A 15,939-nucleotide genomic window follows, 5' to 3' on the forward strand; every position below is an offset into this window, starting at 1 on the left:
TCAAAAACACTAAAATTTGTAGCGCAGCTGCGCCTTCACCTCGCTGCGCATGGGGCCCCCAATGGCCTCCAGGCCGGTGCCGACGGTGGCCTGGTGGCGGTAGCGGGTTTCGGCGTAGCGCAGCCACAGCGTGAGGGCCTTGCCCAGGCGGATTTCGGCCAGCGCGTAGGCCCGCGTGCCCTGCCCGTAGAGGGCCGGCACCGACACGGCCAGCCACACGTCCGACTCGTACACGTACTGGCGCACGTCGTAGTTGTCGGCGTCGAACACGGCGTAGCGGGCCGTCAGCTTCAGGGCCCTCCCGAAGCGGTAGGCCATGTCCTGGGCCAGCACGTAGCCGGCGCGCCAGGGCTGGCCGTCGTCGAGGCGCAGGCGCGAGGCTTGCAGGCGGGTGCGCACTTCCAGGGCTGGGCTGAGGGCGCTGGCGTAGTACAGCAGCAGGCTCTGCTGCAAGTAGTTGCCGGGCAGCGGCACCGGGAAGTCGGAGCTCGTGGGCAGGTTGCGCGGCTTGAGGCGCTGGCGCAGCTGGGCCAAGAGGATGGTGGTTTTGCTGGGCGTGTAGGCCAGGCGCAGCAGCGCGTCGTGGCCGCGGCTGGGGGCCCCCACGCGGTAGCGCAGCCAGGGGAAGCTGAATTGGTCGTAGTAAGTGGCAATTTCCCAGCGGGCGGCGGGCCGGATTTTCAGCCCGAAGTACACGCCACTCTCGTTGATGTTGCGGTAGTTTTCGCCGAACGCGTTGCCGTAGAGCGAGTGGAAATCGGCGGGGTAGTGGCGCACCAGCACGGCCGCGTCCACGGCGGGCCCGAGGCTGGCGAGCAGACCGTTCACGGTGCCCAGGGCCCCGCTCGAGGTGCGCGCCGTTTCGCCAAACAGCAGCAAGTTGCGCCACACGTAGCTGTAGTGCAGGCCCAGGGCCAGGTTGTTCTTCCCGCTGAATTCGAAGAGGTTATACGGTTCGGGGCGCTTCAGCAACGCCGTGCCGTAGTGCGTGCCCACAGCACTGAGGCCCACGGCCAAGTCGCCGTTGGCGCTGGCGTAGCCGAGGTGGCCGCCGCCCACGGTTTCGGCCAGGCGGTGGCGGTTGGCCAGCTCGGTGGCCGTGCGGTGCAGGCCGGTGTAAATCAGGCCCGAGCTGTACTCGTCGTACTCGGCCAGCGAGTCCTGGGTTTGGCGCAGGTTGGCGTCGGCGTTGCGGTGCGAGGCAAAGGCCGTGGCCTCCCACCGGGGCCCCAGCTGGTAGGTGGCGGCCCCGCCCCGGAAGAAGGAGTTTTCCAGCAGCCCTGCGTAGGGCCGCACGCCCACCGACGAGCGCCGCACGGTGGTAATCACCTCCGCGCCCTTGCCCACCGCGAAGCCCGACGAGAGCAGCAGCCCCTGCCCGAACTGCAGCTGGTAGTCGCCCAGGGCAATGGTTTTCCAGCGGCCGCGCGCTTGCAGCACCAGGTGCGCCGAGAAGTAATCAAACCCCACCCGGCCCTGGCCCGGCTGCCAGGCCCAGGGCTCGCCGGCGTCTTTTTCGAGCGAAAACCCAACGCTAAAATCTTGGCTGTGGCTGGCCCGGTAGCGCACGGCCAGCTTCTCGGGGCCGCCGAGGTAACGCAGCGTGGGCCGCCCCTGGTAGAGCGTGGGCGTGGTGTAGCCCTGGCGGGTTTGCAGCACCCGCTCGTAGCGCAGCAGCGCGTAATTGTTGTCTTCGTGCAAAATGCGCTGCCACAAGGGGCCCCGGGCGGCGCGGCCGTCGCCCCCGGCCACCGCCACAAACGGCAGGATGCGCGTGATGGTGCGCAGGTCAAACCCCTCGATGCTTTGCAACTCGTACACACTCAGCAGCAGGCCGTTGGCCTCGCGGTGGCGCAGTAGGTTGGTAATCTGCGTTTCGGACAGCAGCAGCAGGGCGCGCAGGTCTTCGCGGGTAGCGGCGTTGAGGTTGACCGGGGCCTGGTAGTAGTTGAGCAGCGTTTCGTAAATGTCCTCCACCGGCACTTGGTCGCTCTGGATTTCGGCAAACAGCTCCTGCGTCAGCCGGTCGAGGTCGGGCGGGCGGCGCGGGTAGTCCTGGGCACGGGCGGCCCCGGCCAGCAGCGCCAGCGCCGCGGCTACAATCCAGGTTTTCATTTTTTAGGGCCCCAGGTTTTCGTCACGCTCAAGTGCTGGCTGAAGCCGAGCACCGATTGGAACGCCGCGGCGTAGTCCAGCCCAAAGTCGCGCAGCCGCACCCCAATTCCGGCGCTAACTTCTTCGTTCAGCGAAGCCACGCCCACGCGGGCGGCCAGGGCCCCCACCGGCCGGTACTCCACCCCAGCTTTGAAGTTGGCGGGGCGCTCCACGTCCTTCTCGGTTTCGAGGGCCAGCAGCACCTGCGCCGTGGGCCGGTAGGCCAGGCCGGCCCGCAACACGGTGGGCACCCGCTCGTCCTGGTAGCTGGCCAGGCGCGCCTGGCCCAGGTTGTAGCCGTGCACACCGAGGGTGAGCTTGCCCGGCAGCACCTCGATTTGCCCGCCCAACGAAGCCAGCGCCACGCGCCGGCTGCCCAGCCCTTCAATGCTGATTTGCAGCATTTCCAGGCGCCCGCCCACGCTGATTTGGCCTAGCCGGTAGCCATAGCCCAGGCCCACCCGCGTCTCGTTGTAAAGCTGCCCGCCGAAGCGCTGCGCCTCGAAAGCCACCACGCCGCGGCGGGCCCAGCCGGCCGCGGGGGCCCCAGCCGGGGCTGCTACCGGTGCCGCGCCGGGCTCCTCGGCGACCGTTTCGGGGCCCCGGGGGCTCCCCAGTGGCAGCGCCACCACGGCCGCAACCACGTTGAGGGCGGCGCTGAAGTAGCGGTTTTGAGCATAGAAACCGACCGTGGGCCGGGCCAGGCTGCCCAGACCGGCGGGGTTGTTGGCCACGGCCCAGGCGTCACCGTCAAGAGCCACGGAAGCGTTGCCGAGGGCGGCGGCGCGGGCCCCGCGCACGCCCGGGCCGTTGCCCTGCGCCTGCGCAGCAGGAGCCCCGACCCACCCTATTGAAACCCCTAATAATACAAGTATAAGTAGCCGTTGGGGCATATAATAACTGATATGGATAGTTAGGGTACAAGATAGGGCCCCTGGTGCAAACGCGCGGACCAAGCCTCCGCGCCGCGCCCGTTCCGGCCGCGTATCGCGCCGGTTGCCGAACTTGCTTTCCCATGCCCCGCTTCCCCGCTGTGGCCCCGCGCCACGAAACCGTCTTTCACCAGGGCCAGCCGCTCAATTACACGCTCGTGTTTCGGGCGCGGCGCACCATTGGCTTCGCCGTGCGGCCCGACGGCAGCGTGCACGTATCGGCCCCGGCCGGGGTGCCGGCCGATTGGGTGGCGGCGCAGGTGCTGAAACGGGCCGACTGGATCCGGCAGCACCTGGCCGACTTCGCCCGCCGCACGCCGCCCGTGCCCGCCCGTCGCTACCACGCCGGGTCGTCGCACCACTACCTGGGGCGGCCCCTGGCCCTGCGCCTGGCCGAGGGGCCCCGGCCCGCCGTGGCCGTGGCCGGCAACGAGCTGGTCATCACCTACCCCGCGCCGCACGCGCCCGCCCGCACCGAGGCTGTGCTCCTGGCTTGGTACGCCCGGCAGGCCCCAGCGCTATTTGCCGAATCGCTGGCCCGCGTGTGGCCCGCGTTCGAAGGGCTGAATTTGCCCCGGCCCACGCTATTCGTGCGCCACATGCGCACGCGCTGGGGCAGCTGCACGCCCACCACGGCCCGCATCCGCCTCACCCCCGACCTGGTGCGCGCCACCCCCGGCTGCCTCGATTACGTGCTGTTGCACGAGTGCTGCCACCTCAAAGTGCCCGACCACTCGCCCGCCTTCTACGCCCTGCAATCCCGCCTCCTCCCCGACTGGGAGCTATGGAAACAGCGGCTAAATGCGCTACCGAAGTAGCCCACGGCCGCTACTCAAGGAAGTCGCGCACCTGCTTGCCGCTGGGGTGCTGCCAGGCCGTTTGGGCGTTGACGGAACGAGCCACCAGCACGGTAGCCGCCGAATTGGCTGAATCAAACAGGTGGTCAATAGCAAAAACCAATTGCTCGCCGTGCGGCTTTAGCACCCCACTCGCCAACAGCTTTTTACGCAGTGCTACCCCGCCCGCCGACAAGCTGGCGGCCTCCGCAGCGGCAGCTACCGAGCCGGCCAGCACCAGCAGGGCCCCACCGGGCTGCAGGTGCGCGGTGGCGTGCGCGGGGCCCTGCTTCAGTACGAACCGCTCCCCACCCGGCGCTTGTTCGGCAGGCGCGGGCCCCGCCGGCAGCGGCGCGGCCTTAGCCACTGGCTGCTTGCGGAGTGGGCGCTCGGCTGGTCTCCCAGTAGCTGGCGCCGCCACGGCCACAACCGGCGCGGGGGCCCCAGCGGCGGCCAGCGCCGTGCCCATCAAAAACGCCTGGGCCTCAGCCGGGGTGATGGTGAGCACCTTGGCGGCCAGCAGTTGCACCATAGCCACGGGCAGCGACGGAAACGGCGGCTGCGACACTAGCTTCTGGGCGTCGGGCAGCACGTCCTGCATGGCGCGCTCCTTCTTGCCCAGCATCAGGTAAGCCTCGGCTTTGCGGCGGGCCGAGTGGTTGAGAATGTTGTCGCGGAGCAGGAACGTGTCGAGATAGCCGGCAGTTTCGTCCGGTTCATCCTCTTGCAAGTCGAACTTGCAGAACAGCTTATCCTTGAATTCGCCGCTCGTGAAGGAGAAGTAAAACCGCCAATGCCGGCCATCGGTGATGACGGTGAAAAGCGCCGTGTGGTCGCGATTATAGTCGCGCAGCTGCCGTTCCACGGCCGCCAAATCGGCCGCGAACGCCCCCACGGCCTTGCACTCGATGAAGACGGCCGTGGCCTCAAAATCGTGGGTGAACAGGGCCACGTCTACCCGCGTGTTGTCTTCCTTTTTGGTGGCTTTGAACTCGGTGTACACCTCCGTAGGGTTCCACACGTCCCAGCCCAGCGCCTGCACCACCCGCGCCACCAGCGAGAGGCGCACGTGCTCTTCGTTTTTATACTCTTGGCGGCTTAGGCGCTGCCGGATGTCCAGTAAAATCTCTTGCATCGAAGCGGATCGGTGTGGGGCCCCGGGCCAAAGAACGCACCAAAACCCGCAAGCCCGGGGGCCCCAAACCGCCGTAACTTTCGGTAATGGTTCGCTCCCTGGCCCGCTCGTTTTTCTTGGCCCTCATCTGGCTCTACCGGCACCTGGTTTCGCCCCTCACGCCGCCCAGCTGCCGCTACACGCCCACCTGCTCGGCCTACGCGGCCGAGGCCATCACCAAGTACGGGCCCTGGCGCGGGGGCCGGCTGGCGCTGCGGCGCATCGGCCGCTGCCACCCCTGGGGCGGCCACGGCTACGACCCGGTGCCGTAGGCCAGGGCCCCCGGCGGGCCCCCAATTCAGCAAGTTCATTCCCAAAAAAGCCGCTTGCGCCGCCCGCTTTTAGCGCGAACAAGGCAAGCGGCTTCGGATGGAAATTCAGGGCCCCAGCTGGGGACCTAACTACTTACCAGTCCGCATTTTGCTTGATGTTGGGGTTGGTATTCAGCTCGCCCTGGGGGATGGGGAAGTAGGCGTTTTTGGCCGTGAAGAACTCGCGACCCACTTTGTCGCTGTTCTTGATTTCCTGCGCCAGCAGGCCCCAGCGCTTCAGGTCGTAGAAGCGCTGGCCCTCGCGGAAGAACTCCAGCATGCGCTGGTGCTGGAGCTCGGCCAGCATTTGCGGGGCCCCCAGGCCGGTGGCCAGCGCCGCCAACTTGGCGCGCGCCCGCACCCGGTTCACGAGTGGGTAGGCCTCGGCGGGGCGGCCCTGCATGGTCAGCGTTTCGGCGTAGAGCAGCAAAATATCGGCGTAGCGCAGGGCCTTTTCGTTGATTTCCGAGATGTAGATGCCCTCGTTGGCTTCGCGCCAGTTCTGGTACTTGCGCACCATCGACTTATAGCCGAACACGAGCTTAAAATCGGTGAACGGCCGGTTGTAGTACGTGGCGCCGGGATAGTCCCACACCAGCGTGGCGTACATGCGCGGATCGAGGTCGCCGCCCACGGCTTTCTCCTTCTGGAACTCGTTGAAAACCTTATCCGTCGGCGACACCTCAAACCAGCCAGCCACTTCGGTGGGGGCAAATTCCTGGGCCGTCGTCACGCCCAGCGACTCGTTGGCGTTTTCGCCGGCCCAGGGCTGCGAGCCGCCCACGTTCTGGTTCTGAATCTCGAAGAGCGACTCGGCGTTGTTGTCGCCGGTTTTCACGAAGTTGTCCTCAAAGTTCGGCATCAAGTCGTAGGCGTAAGGCGACTGCGCCACCCCGCTGGGCAGCGCCAGCTGCTTGAAGGCCTTCTCGGCCTCGGCCCAGTTTTTCTGGTACACGTAGGCCTTGCCCAGGAAGCCGATGGCGGCCCCTTTGGTGGCGCGGCCCACCATGTTGGCCGAGTAGGCCACGGGCAGGCCGGCGGCAGCAGCCTGCAAGTCGCTCACGGCCTGGGCCCACACGGCGGTTTCCGGCGATTGGCTGGCGAAGTAGTCGGCCCGCTCGACGGGCACCTTCGTGATGATGGGCACCGAGCCGAAGTTCATGGCCAGGTAGTAGTAGTTCAGCCCGCGCAGGAACTGGGCTTCGGCGATGTACTGCTTTTTAGAGGCATCGGGGAGCGCCGAGAGGGGCGCGTTCTCGATGATTTGGTTGGCCCGGAAAATGGCCGTGTAGAAGCCCGTGAACAACGAGCCCGGCGTGCCCGTGGTGGCGTTGTTGGTGAAGGTGGAGAGCTGGTACAAGTCCTTCACGTCGTTGCGGATGAAGAAGTCGTCGCCGCGGCCGTTGGTGGTTTCAATGCCGCGCACGCCGAAGTAGCCGTTGTTCACGTCGTGGAACACCTTGTAGGTGGCGGCTAGGCCCGACATAAAGTCGGCGTCGGTCTTCCAGAAGTTGGTTTGCACCACCGAGTTGGGGCTCACCTGGTCGAGGTTTTTGGTGCAGGCGGCCAGGCCCAGGGCCAGGCAGGCAATGTAAATAGCTGATTTCATGACAGTGATGCGTTTAGAAATACCTAGAAGGAGACCTGCACGCCCAGCAACGAGTTGCGGGCCAGCGGGTAGGCCACGTGCGGGAAGTCCACGCCGCGGTCGAGGATGCCGCCGCCCGGGCTGCCGGCGTTGTAGCGCCCCAGGTCGGGGTTGAAGCCCGTGTACTGGGTGATGGTGAACAGGTTATCAAAGCTCACGTAAAAGCGGCAGGCGCTGATTTTGGCGCTCGTGAGCAGGTTTTTCGACAGCGTGTAGCCCAGCTGCAGGGTGCGCAGGCGCAGGTAGGAGCCGTTTTCCAGGAAGCGGTCGGAAGTCTGGCTGTTCAGGTTGGGGTCGTTGATGACGGCGCGCGGGAAGTTGGTGTGGTTGTCGGGCGTCCAGGCGTTCAGCGTGGCCGGCGAGTAGTTGAATTCCAGGTTCATGCCTTCCAAATCTTCCCGGGCCCCGTTGTAGATTTTGTTGCCCTGCGTGCCCTGGAAGAACAGGCTCAAGTCGAAGTTTTTCCACCCCATGTTGGTGCCGAAGCCGTAGGTGAAATTGGGCGTGGGGCTGCCGCAGTACTGGCGGTCGTTCTGGTCGATCTGGCCGTCGCCGTTCGCGTCCACGAAGCGCACGTCGCCGGGCTTGGCGCTGGGCTGGATCAGCTTACCGTCGCGGCTGTGGGCGTTCACCTCGTCCTGCGAGTTGAAAATGCCGTCGGTTTTAATCAGGTAGAACGCGCCGATGGGGCCCCCGGCCTGCGTAACGGTGGCCGAAGCGCCGTGGTGGGTGGGCTGGCCGCCAAAAATCTGCTGGGTGCCGGTGCCCAGGAAGTCTACGTTGTTATTGATGGCCGTGAACGTGCCCGTTACCTGGTAGGTGAAGTCGCCCACTTTGTGGTTGTAGGCCAAGCCGGCCTCGATGCCTTTGTTGGTGATTTGGCCGGCGTTGACGTAGGGCGGCGAGCCGCTGGCGCCCGTGGTGAGCGGGATGGGCACTTGCAGCAGCACGTCGGAGTTGCGGCGCACGAAGTAGTCCAGGGTCAGGTTCAGCTTGTTGTCGAAAAAGCCCAGGTCGGTGCCCACGTCAAACGTTTTCGAGGTTTCCCACTTGATGTTGGGCGTGGCAAATGTGGTTTGGATGGCCCCCGACCACAGGTGCTGGTCCTGGCCAATCACGTAGTTGGTGTTGGAGGCGATGAGCGGGATGTAGCGGTAGTCGTTGATTTCCTGGTTGCCCAGGATGCCGTAGCTGCCCCGCAGCTTGAAGTTGCTCACCACGCCCAGCGCCGATTTGAAGAACTGCTCGTTGGCCACGTTCCAAGCCAGGGCGATGGACGGGAAGTTGCCGTACTTATAGGCCGGGCCGAAGCGCGAGGAGCCGTCGCGGCGGAAGGTGCCCGTGATGACGTAGCGGTCGTCGTAAGAGTACACCAGCCGGCCCAGGTACGAGAGCAGGGCGCTCTGGTAGGCGTTGCCGCCGCTGGCAATGTTGGTGATGCCGGCGTCGAGCTGCTGAATGCCCGTGGGCATGCCGCTCTTCGAGCCGCTGAGGATTTCGTACTTGGTGTTCTGGTAGGTGTAGCCAGCCAGGGCGTTGATGCTGTGCTTGCCCACCACGGTGCTGTAGTTCAGGGTGTGCTCTTGCAGGAAGTAGTTCATCTGCGAGCGGTTCTGGAAGAGGTCGGCGTCGGCGTTGTTGAACAGCGCGTTCTGGCCTTTGGCGTCGCCCAGGGCGTAGGGGGCCGTGTAGTCGTTGTAGGCCCCGAAGGTGTTGGTGTAGCCCACGTTGAAGCGGTACTTGAGGCCCTTGAACAGCGACACTTCCGCGAAGGCGTTGATGATGGCGGCGTTGCTGTTGGTCTCGGGGCTCTCCAGGTTTAGCTGGGCCACGGGGTTGGCCACGTTCACCACGGGCCCGTAGGCCCCGCCGTAGCCGCCCACCGCGTCGGGGGCGTACACCCCAAACACCGGAATCATTTTCAGGGCCGAGCCCACCGGGTTGCCGCCCTGGCCGCCCCAGCCGCCAGCCATGCCGCGCCAGTATTCCTTGGTCAAAATCACCGTTTCGCCCACCCGGAAGCGGCCCTTGGTGAAGTCCGTTTTCAGGCGCAGGTTCCAGCGGTTGTAGTCGGTCTGCTTCACGATGCCCTGCTGGTCGAGGTAGGCCCCCGAGAGGCTGTAGGTGAAGTTGTCGCCGCCGCCGCTGGCCGCCGCGGTGTAGTTCTGCATCGGCGCCACGCGGTAGATTTCCTTCTGCCAGTCAGTGCCGGCCCCCAGCGTTTCGGGGCTTTTGGCGATGTCGAGGCGCGGCAGACCGGCGTTGTCGTGGGCAGCGTTGCTGACGCCGGCCCACTCCGAGGCGTTCAGCACCTTGATTTTGTGGGCAATCTGCTGGGCCCCCACGTAGCCGCCCACGTCGATGCGGTTCTCGCCCTTCTTGCCGCCCTTGGTCGTAATCAGCACCACGCCGTTGGCCGCCCGCGAGCCGTAGATGGCCGCCGCCGAGGCGTCCTTCAAAATATCAAGCGAGGCAATGTCGGTCGGGTTCAGGTTGTTGATGTTGTCCACCTGCACGCCGTCCACGATGTAGAGCGGGTTGTTGTTGTTGAGTGAGCCGGCCCCCCGCACCAAGATGCGCACCCCGGAGCCGGGGTCGCCGCCCGCCGATTCGATCTGCACGCCGGCCACGCGGCCCTGCAGCGACTTCTGCACCGTGTTGGAGCCCTGGGTGCGCAGGTCTTCCGCCTTCACCGAGGCGATGGCGCCCGTCACGTCTTGCCGGCGCTGGGTGCCGTAGCCCACCACCACCACTTCGCCCAGGGCCTCGGTATCGGGGGCCAACGAGGCCCCCACGGTGCTGCGGCCGCCAATGGCGGCCTCCTGTGCCTTGTAGCCCACGAAGGAAAACAGCAATACCCCGGTGGCCGCGTTCGGCACGGCCAGGGCGTAGTTGCCGCCCACGTCGGTGGCCGTGCCCACCGAGGTGCCCTTGAGCAGCACCGTCACGCCGGGCAGGCCCGTGCCGGAGGCATCCGTAATCTTGCCTTTCACGGTGATGGCCTGGGCATAGGCCCCGGCCGCCGACCATAAAAAGAGCAGCAGGCACCAAAGGCCAGCTTTTTGGAGGGTAGTGTTTTTCATAAGCTGCGCTGGTTGGTAAGGTGAAGGATAAAAAGAGCCTTGCGGCCGGGTAATTGATCTGGTTGCCAGGGGCAGCGGCAGGGCGTTGCGGTCAGACCTGCGCCGAACAGGTGCCGTGATTATTAAAAACCATCGCAGCTAAAACAATCGTTTGCTTTAATAAAAAAGGGATTGCCTAATAGCCGGTGGGCACGTGGCTGCCACACTCCTGAACGGGCTAAATGTGTTGGACGGGCAAGGACAATCTTTCAGCGAGTTATCCAGCCGAAATCAATCTCTACAGGACCCCTGTCGCGTGGAAAACGCCAAGGATTGAGAAAGGAATTTTTAGAATAATACCGAGGCAAATTACAGGACGGCCGCCCAACAACGCAAACGTTTGTTAAAAAAATATTAATACTTAATATTCATACTACCAATAATGAGCGTGCACACGCCCAGCGTGGGGCCCTGGGCGGCGCGCTACTTTTCATAGGTGCCGCCATTGGGGAGTGCCTTTTTGCCTTTGGCACGAACAAAACGGGGCCCCGGCTGCGTAAAAGGGCAGCCTATGAAATCTTCCCTCTTTTTGCTACTGGCCGCTTCGCTCTCCGCCGCGTGCTCCCAAGCCCAACCAGACCAGACCGCCACAACGCCAACCGACGGCACCACCCAGCAGCAGGACCCCGACCAAGGCCAGCAGACCGGCGGCAAAAAGAAAAAAGGCAAGGGCGGCGACCGCCGCAAAGACAAGGATGCCGCCGCCCAAATCCAGGGCTTGCGCCAGGTGGGCTCGCTCAAAGGCGTGGTGCCCGAAAGCTCGGGCCTGTGCCCGGCCGACCAGCCCGGCACATACTTCAGCTTCGGCGACGAGGGCAACGACGCCACGCTCTACCGCCTCAGCGCCACCGGGCAGCTGCGGGGCACCCTGTCCCTGGGCACCACCAATTCGGACTGGGAAAGCCTGAGCCGCGACGACCGGGGCAACTACTTTGTGGGCGACTGCGGCAACAACGAAAACGACCGCCGCAACCTGGTCATCCACCGCTTCCGCCCCGAGCAGCCCCGGCAGGTGGCCGACATCAAGTTTAAATACCCCGACCAAACCGAGTTTCCGCCCGAGAAGAAAAAGGCCCGCAACTTCGACTGCGAGGCCAGCCTCTGGCACGGCGGCAAGGTATGGCTTTTCAGCAAAGACCGCGGCGCCGATGCCACCAGCAAGGTGTACAGCGTGCCCGACCAGCCGGGCAGCTACACCGCTCAGCTCGTGACGAAGCTCGCCATCCCGGGCCAAGTGACCGATGCCGCTTTGCGCCCCGACGGCCACCGCCTCGTGCTGCTCGGCCGCGGCGAGCTGTTCGTGCTCGACGGCAACTCGTGGGAGGAAATAATCAAAGCCACGCCCCGCCAGGTGAGCCTAGCCGGCGCCGGCCAAACCGAAGGCGCCGTTTTCAAAGATGCCAACACGCTGCTCATCAGCACCGAGCAAGGCAGCTTCTACGAGTTCAAGCTACCGTTTTAGAAAAGAGTTAAAAATTAAAAGTGAAGGGTTAAAAGAATGTCCTCTGGTTGGGAGTGTTCTTTTAACCCTTCACTTTTAACTCTTTTCTACTTGCGGCCCGCTAATGGCGTGGCAACGGGGCCCCCAGCGGCGGCAGCTTCGGCGGCGTCGAGGTCGCGCGGGGCGTAGCCGTAAGGGTTTTGGGGGTCTTTGCCGGCCCGCAGCAGCACCCAGATGCCAATGAGGATGAACGGGATGCTGAGCAGCTGGCCCTGGTTGAGGAAGTTGCCGTTTTCGAACGATACCTGGTTTTCCTTGAGGTACTCAATCAGCAGGCGGAAGGTGAAGAGCAGCACCACAAACAGGCCGAAGAGCTGCCCGCGGGGTGTTTTCTCGCGGGTGCGGTTCCACATTGAGTACAGCAGTGCGAGCAGGAACACGCAGAAGAGCGACTCGTAAATCTGGGTGGGGTGGCGCGGCACGGCCATCGGCGCGTCGGGGGCCACGGGGGTGCCTTCGGGTAGTAGGCGGTAGCTGCTGGTGCCGTCCACGAGCTGCACGGGCACGGCGGCCACCTGCACGGCCCCGGCGGGCAGCGGGCGCGTCACGGGCACGAGGTGCTCCACGTCGCGGGGGAAGGTGAAGGCCCACGGTGCATCGGTGGGCTTACCCACAATTTCGGAGTTCATCAGGTTGCCCATCCGGATGCAAGCCCCGCCTAGGGCCACCACAATCACGATGCGGTCGAGCGTCCAGAGGTAATCAAACTTGTTGTTGCGCGCAAACAGCCACACGGCCAGCAAGATGCCGATGGTGGCGCCGTGGCTGGCCAGCCCGCCGTGCCAAATCTTGAACACCTCCAGCGGGTCCTTCAAAATGGCGGGTTCGTAGAACAGCACGTGCCCCAGCCGGGCCCCCACGATGGTGCCCACCAGCATGTACACGGTGATGACGTCGACCCAGGCGGGGGAGGTTTTCTCCGACTTGTAGATGTAGCTCAGCACGAAGGTGCCCAGCACGAACGGGGCCATGAACAGCAGCCCGTACCAGCGCGGCGTGAGGGGCCCTATTTCCAGTCCAAACACGTGCCAGGGCCCCGCGGTGAAGATGGTGGGGTCAACGTTCCAGAAAATACTCGCGAGGGAAGATAACATGCGCAGCGAAGGTGAAAGATGGTTTCAAAGGTACTCAGCCCCTGGGCTTGCGGCCAGGCAGGTCGTTTTTTGGGCCCCAGCAGCAGGCGCCACGGCGTTGCTCAGCCAGGGTATATAAATCAGCGCGGGAGCAGCCGTGGCGGGCCGGCATTTTTGGGCCCCTGCAGGGCCGGGCGAAGCGTGGCCCCGTCGCCGCTCAGGACCAGCACTACCCCGCCGAGCAACACGGCGTAGGCCGGCCGGCGCAGCCAGCCGGGCAGGGCCAGGGCTGCCGCGGGGGCCCTGGTGGCCAGCCGGGCGTGCACCCGCTGGTAGAAATACGGGCGGGGCTGGGCCAGCGGCTGGGCGCGCAGCTGGCGCAGCAGGTCGTCCCATTCTTCGTCGGGAGCCGGGCGGGCGGGAATATCGGGCATGGCAGGCAGCGGGTTACAGGTAGTGGCGGAGGGTTTGGCGGGCCCGGAACAGCAGCGACTCCACGGCGGGCACGCTGGTGCCGAGCACGGCCGCAATTTCGGCGTAGCTCAGCTCCTGCTCGTGGCGCAGGGTGAAGGCCACCTGCTGGGAGTCGGGCAGGCGGGCCACGCGGTCCAAAAGCAGTTGCAGTTGCTGCTGGCCTTCGAGCAGCGCCAGTGGGTGCGCGTGGTCGGGCGGGTGGTGCAGCACAGCGTTGTTGAAGCCGAGCAGGCTAGTGAAGTAGGCCAGGCGCTTTTTGGTGCGGGCCCGCCGGCGGCTTTTTAGGGCCCCGGAGGTGGCCAGTCGGTACAACCAGGTGCTGAGGCTGGCCTCGCCCCGGAACCGGCCAATGGTTTGGTACACTTCCACAAAGACTTCCTGGGCCACGTCTTCGGCCTCTTCCGGCGAGCGCAGCAGGGCCAGCGCCGTCCGGTACACGCGGCCCTGGTAGCGCGCCACCAGGGCCCTAAAGGCCGCCTCGCTGCCCTGCTGGAGCTGCGCCACCAACTCGGCATCGGCCACCGGGGCGCTGGCCCGGGCGGTGGACGGCGGGCTGGGGGCCTCAAGCAGCGGAACGGGGTGGGCCACGGTAAAAATTCGGTAAGGGGTGCGCTGCGCGCTGGCCCACGCCACAGCGGCCGGGGTTGCAGGAGCTTAGGGCCGGCCCAACCCCGAAACTTGCGCCACTGCTCAATTTTATTCCGCAAAACACTGACTGTCAACGCCAATATTTTTTCGCAGGCGACAGCAGCAGGCCCGCCACCAGCCCGCGCCGCCTGGGGCCCTACAGCGCTGCCAGCTCAGCCCCGAACCCGCCGCTGAGGATGGGGAAGCGCAGCCACGAGCGCGGGTCCACGTTGTAGTCGTCGAGGTGGAAGCTGGGGGCGTACCGCTCGCGCTTCCACTGGTTGCGGCTCCAAAGGGTGTAGAAGCGGCGCACGTAGGTGCGCAGCTGCTCGGCGTCGGCGCCGGGGGTTTCGGCCACCAGCTGCGCCAGCACGGCGGCCGGTGCCAGGCGCTCATAGAACGCCAGGCGCTCGATGCGGTTGAGCAGCGGGTAGGGCATCAGGTCGCGCTCGTCGGTTTGCTTGTCGGCCAGCGGGCGTAGCTCGGCGGTGGGCTGCAGGGCGTTCACGTGGCGCAGGGCCCCGTAGCCCAATTCGGTTTCGGCCCAGCGCAGCCACTGCTTCACAAAGGCCTTATCGACGCCCGCAATAGGCGAGATGCTGCCGGCCGTGTCGCCATCCATGGTGCAGTAGCCCACGCTGGCCTCCGAGCGGTTGGAGGTGGTGATGAGCAGGCAGTTCTGCACGTTGGCCAGCAGCCAGATGCCGGGGGCCCGCACCCGTGCCTGGATGTTTTGCAGGGCTAGGTCGTCGGTGTCCCAGGCCAGCGCGCGGCCCAGGGCCCCCGAGATTTTGCCCACGTAGCCGGCCACTTCCTCGTCGATGGTCCAGTTGAAAAACCGGGCCCCCAAGCTGTCGGCCAGTTCCTTGGCCGATTCAAACGTGTCGTCGGAGGAGTTGACCGTACCCTGGTAGGCGCACGTCAGCAGGGCATTTACTATTTGCTGGTTCTCGCTCAGCGCCGGCGGCGCGGGGGCCCCCTGCGTGGCGGGCGTGTCCTGCAGCTCCTGCTTTGCCGGCCCCCCCGCCCCTTGCTGCACTGCCACGGGGGCCCCATCGAAGCAGCCGCTGCGCCGCTTGAACTCGTCCACGCCTAGTTCCTCCACGCCCAGGCGCACCATTTCGGCCACGCCCACGGCGCAGAAGCACGAGTCCGCCCCGCCGCTCAAGCTCAGCACGAAGCCGCGGCTGCGGGCCTTGCGCAGGTAGTCGAACAGGGCCAGGCTCATGGCTTGGTTGAGTTCCTTGTACTCGTCGGGCGCGGGCAGCGGCACAATTTCCGCGGCCAGGGCCAGGTCGTGGCCAAAGTCCACGTCGGTCCATTCCAGGTCCACTTCCTTGAAGCTGAGCAGCTGGTTGCGCTTGAGCAGGTGGCCGTTGCGGGCCACCAGGATTTCGCCATCGTAGATGATGCGCCCCGCCTCGTTGCCCAGCATATTGGCGTAGAGGTAGGTGCAGTGAAAATTGCGTGAGGCCTTGACCACCAGCTGGTAGCGCAGGTCAGTCTTGCTCATGGCAAAATGGCTAGCCGAGGGGTTCACAATCAAATCTACTTTGCCGCGCAGCCGGCAGGCCGGGCGCACGTCGTCGGCCCGCCACGCGTCCTCGCAAATCTCGAAGCCGAACCGCACGTCGCGGTGCTCAAAGGTGAGGTCGCCCAGTGGCCAGGTTTCGCCCTTAAATTCCACCGTTTTCTGCTCACCCGCGGGCCAGGCCACGAAGAAGCGCGGCTCGTAGTGCACCCCATCGTTGGCCAGAAACTGCTTGGCCGCGAAGCCCAAAATCTGGCCGTCGCGCAGCACCGCCGCCGTGTTGTAGGTGCGGTGCTGCAAGCGCACGGGCAAGCCCACGCACACACAAATCCCGTCCGTCCAGGGCCGAATGTCCTGCAAGCGCGCCAGGGCCTCCGCCGGCAGCCAGTCGCTCAAGAACAGGTCTTCGCAGCCGTAGCCGGTCAGGCACAGTTCGGGCAAGCACAGCAGCTCCACGCCCGCGGCTTTGGCCTGTTCAATGGCCGCGCGGATGGTGCGCAAGTTGTTGTCCCAGTCGAACGGAATTTGGTTGAGGGCGGCGCCGGCGATACGCATA

General features: G+C 65.3%; 12 protein-coding genes. 3 read left to right on the forward strand and 9 right to left on the reverse strand.

What is annotated here, in order from left to right:
- Window positions 1–9: 9 nt before the first annotated feature.
- The gene (locus EAH73_RS03525; RefSeq protein WP_140465091.1) at window positions 10–2,115 is read right to left on the reverse strand and encodes a ComEA family DNA-binding protein; all 2,106 of its coding nucleotides are present in this window, start codon (window positions 2,113–2,115) and stop codon (window positions 10–12) included.
- Window positions 2,112–3,047, reverse strand: coding sequence for a hypothetical protein (locus tag EAH73_RS03530; protein WP_140465092.1), 936 nt, complete (start codon window positions 3,045–3,047; stop codon window positions 2,112–2,114). The genes EAH73_RS03525 and EAH73_RS03530 overlap by 4 nt, the downstream gene beginning before the upstream one ends.
- Window positions 3,048–3,169: 122 nt before the next feature.
- On the opposite strand from EAH73_RS03530, the gene EAH73_RS03535 reads away from it, so the two are divergent.
- Window positions 3,170–3,904, forward strand: a complete 735-nt coding sequence (locus EAH73_RS03535) for a M48 family metallopeptidase (protein ID WP_140465093.1) — start codon at window positions 3,170–3,172, stop codon at window positions 3,902–3,904.
- Window positions 3,905–3,914: 10 nt separating this feature from the next.
- Here EAH73_RS03535 and EAH73_RS03540 read toward each other — a convergent pair whose 3' ends face one another.
- Window positions 3,915–5,057 (reverse strand): DUF4357 domain-containing protein, encoded by a 1,143-nt coding sequence (locus EAH73_RS03540; RefSeq protein WP_140465094.1) that lies wholly within the window; start codon window positions 5,055–5,057, stop codon window positions 3,915–3,917.
- Between the two features lie 86 nt (window positions 5,058–5,143).
- On the opposite strand from EAH73_RS03540, the gene yidD reads away from it, so the two are divergent.
- Window positions 5,144–5,368, forward strand: a complete 225-nt coding sequence (gene yidD / locus EAH73_RS03545) for a membrane protein insertion efficiency factor YidD (protein ID WP_140465095.1) — start codon at window positions 5,144–5,146, stop codon at window positions 5,366–5,368.
- A gap of 133 nt (window positions 5,369–5,501) precedes the next feature.
- Here yidD and EAH73_RS03550 read toward each other — a convergent pair whose 3' ends face one another.
- Both EAH73_RS03550 and EAH73_RS03555 read right to left on the reverse strand, forming a co-directional pair.
- Window positions 5,502–7,016 carry a RagB/SusD family nutrient uptake outer membrane protein gene (locus tag EAH73_RS03550; protein ID WP_140465096.1) on the reverse strand — a complete coding sequence of 505 codons (1,515 nt, stop codon included), beginning with the start codon at window positions 7,014–7,016 and terminating at the stop codon, window positions 5,502–5,504.
- 23 nt (window positions 7,017–7,039) lie between these two features.
- On the reverse strand, window positions 7,040–10,138 hold the full coding sequence (locus EAH73_RS03555; protein WP_140465097.1) for a SusC/RagA family TonB-linked outer membrane protein: 3,099 nt from the start codon (window positions 10,136–10,138) through the stop codon (window positions 7,040–7,042).
- Between the two features lie 550 nt (window positions 10,139–10,688).
- Between EAH73_RS03555 and EAH73_RS03560 the strand changes: the two genes are divergently transcribed.
- Window positions 10,689–11,639 (forward strand): hypothetical protein, encoded by a 951-nt coding sequence (locus EAH73_RS03560; protein ID WP_140465098.1) that lies wholly within the window; start codon window positions 10,689–10,691, stop codon window positions 11,637–11,639.
- An 86-nt stretch (window positions 11,640–11,725) separates the two neighbouring features.
- Here EAH73_RS03560 and lgt read toward each other — a convergent pair whose 3' ends face one another.
- The 4 genes from lgt to nadE all read right to left on the reverse strand — a co-directional run bounded on the left by lgt (window position 11,726) and on the right by nadE (window position 15,938).
- On the reverse strand, window positions 11,726–12,772 hold the full coding sequence (gene lgt / locus EAH73_RS03565; RefSeq protein WP_140465099.1) for a prolipoprotein diacylglyceryl transferase: 1,047 nt from the start codon (window positions 12,770–12,772) through the stop codon (window positions 11,726–11,728).
- A 119-nt stretch (window positions 12,773–12,891) separates the two neighbouring features.
- Window positions 12,892–13,185: a hypothetical protein gene (locus EAH73_RS03570; RefSeq protein ID WP_140465100.1), complete on the reverse strand. Its 294-nt coding sequence runs from the start codon at window positions 13,183–13,185 to the stop codon at window positions 12,892–12,894.
- Between the two features lie 13 nt (window positions 13,186–13,198).
- A complete protein-coding gene (locus tag EAH73_RS03575; RefSeq protein WP_240047124.1) occupies window positions 13,199–13,813 on the reverse strand; it encodes an RNA polymerase sigma factor in 615 nt (204 codons plus the stop codon).
- A gap of 196 nt (window positions 13,814–14,009) precedes the next feature.
- On the reverse strand, window positions 14,010–15,938 hold the full coding sequence (gene nadE / locus EAH73_RS03580; protein WP_140465101.1) for an NAD(+) synthase: 1,929 nt from the start codon (window positions 15,936–15,938) through the stop codon (window positions 14,010–14,012).
- Window position 15,939: the final 1 nt, after the last annotated feature.

Origin of the sequence: Hymenobacter nivis, from assembly GCF_006439025.1 — a bacterium.
GTDB classification, from domain to species: domain Bacteria; phylum Bacteroidota; class Bacteroidia; order Cytophagales; family Hymenobacteraceae; genus Hymenobacter; species Hymenobacter nivis_A.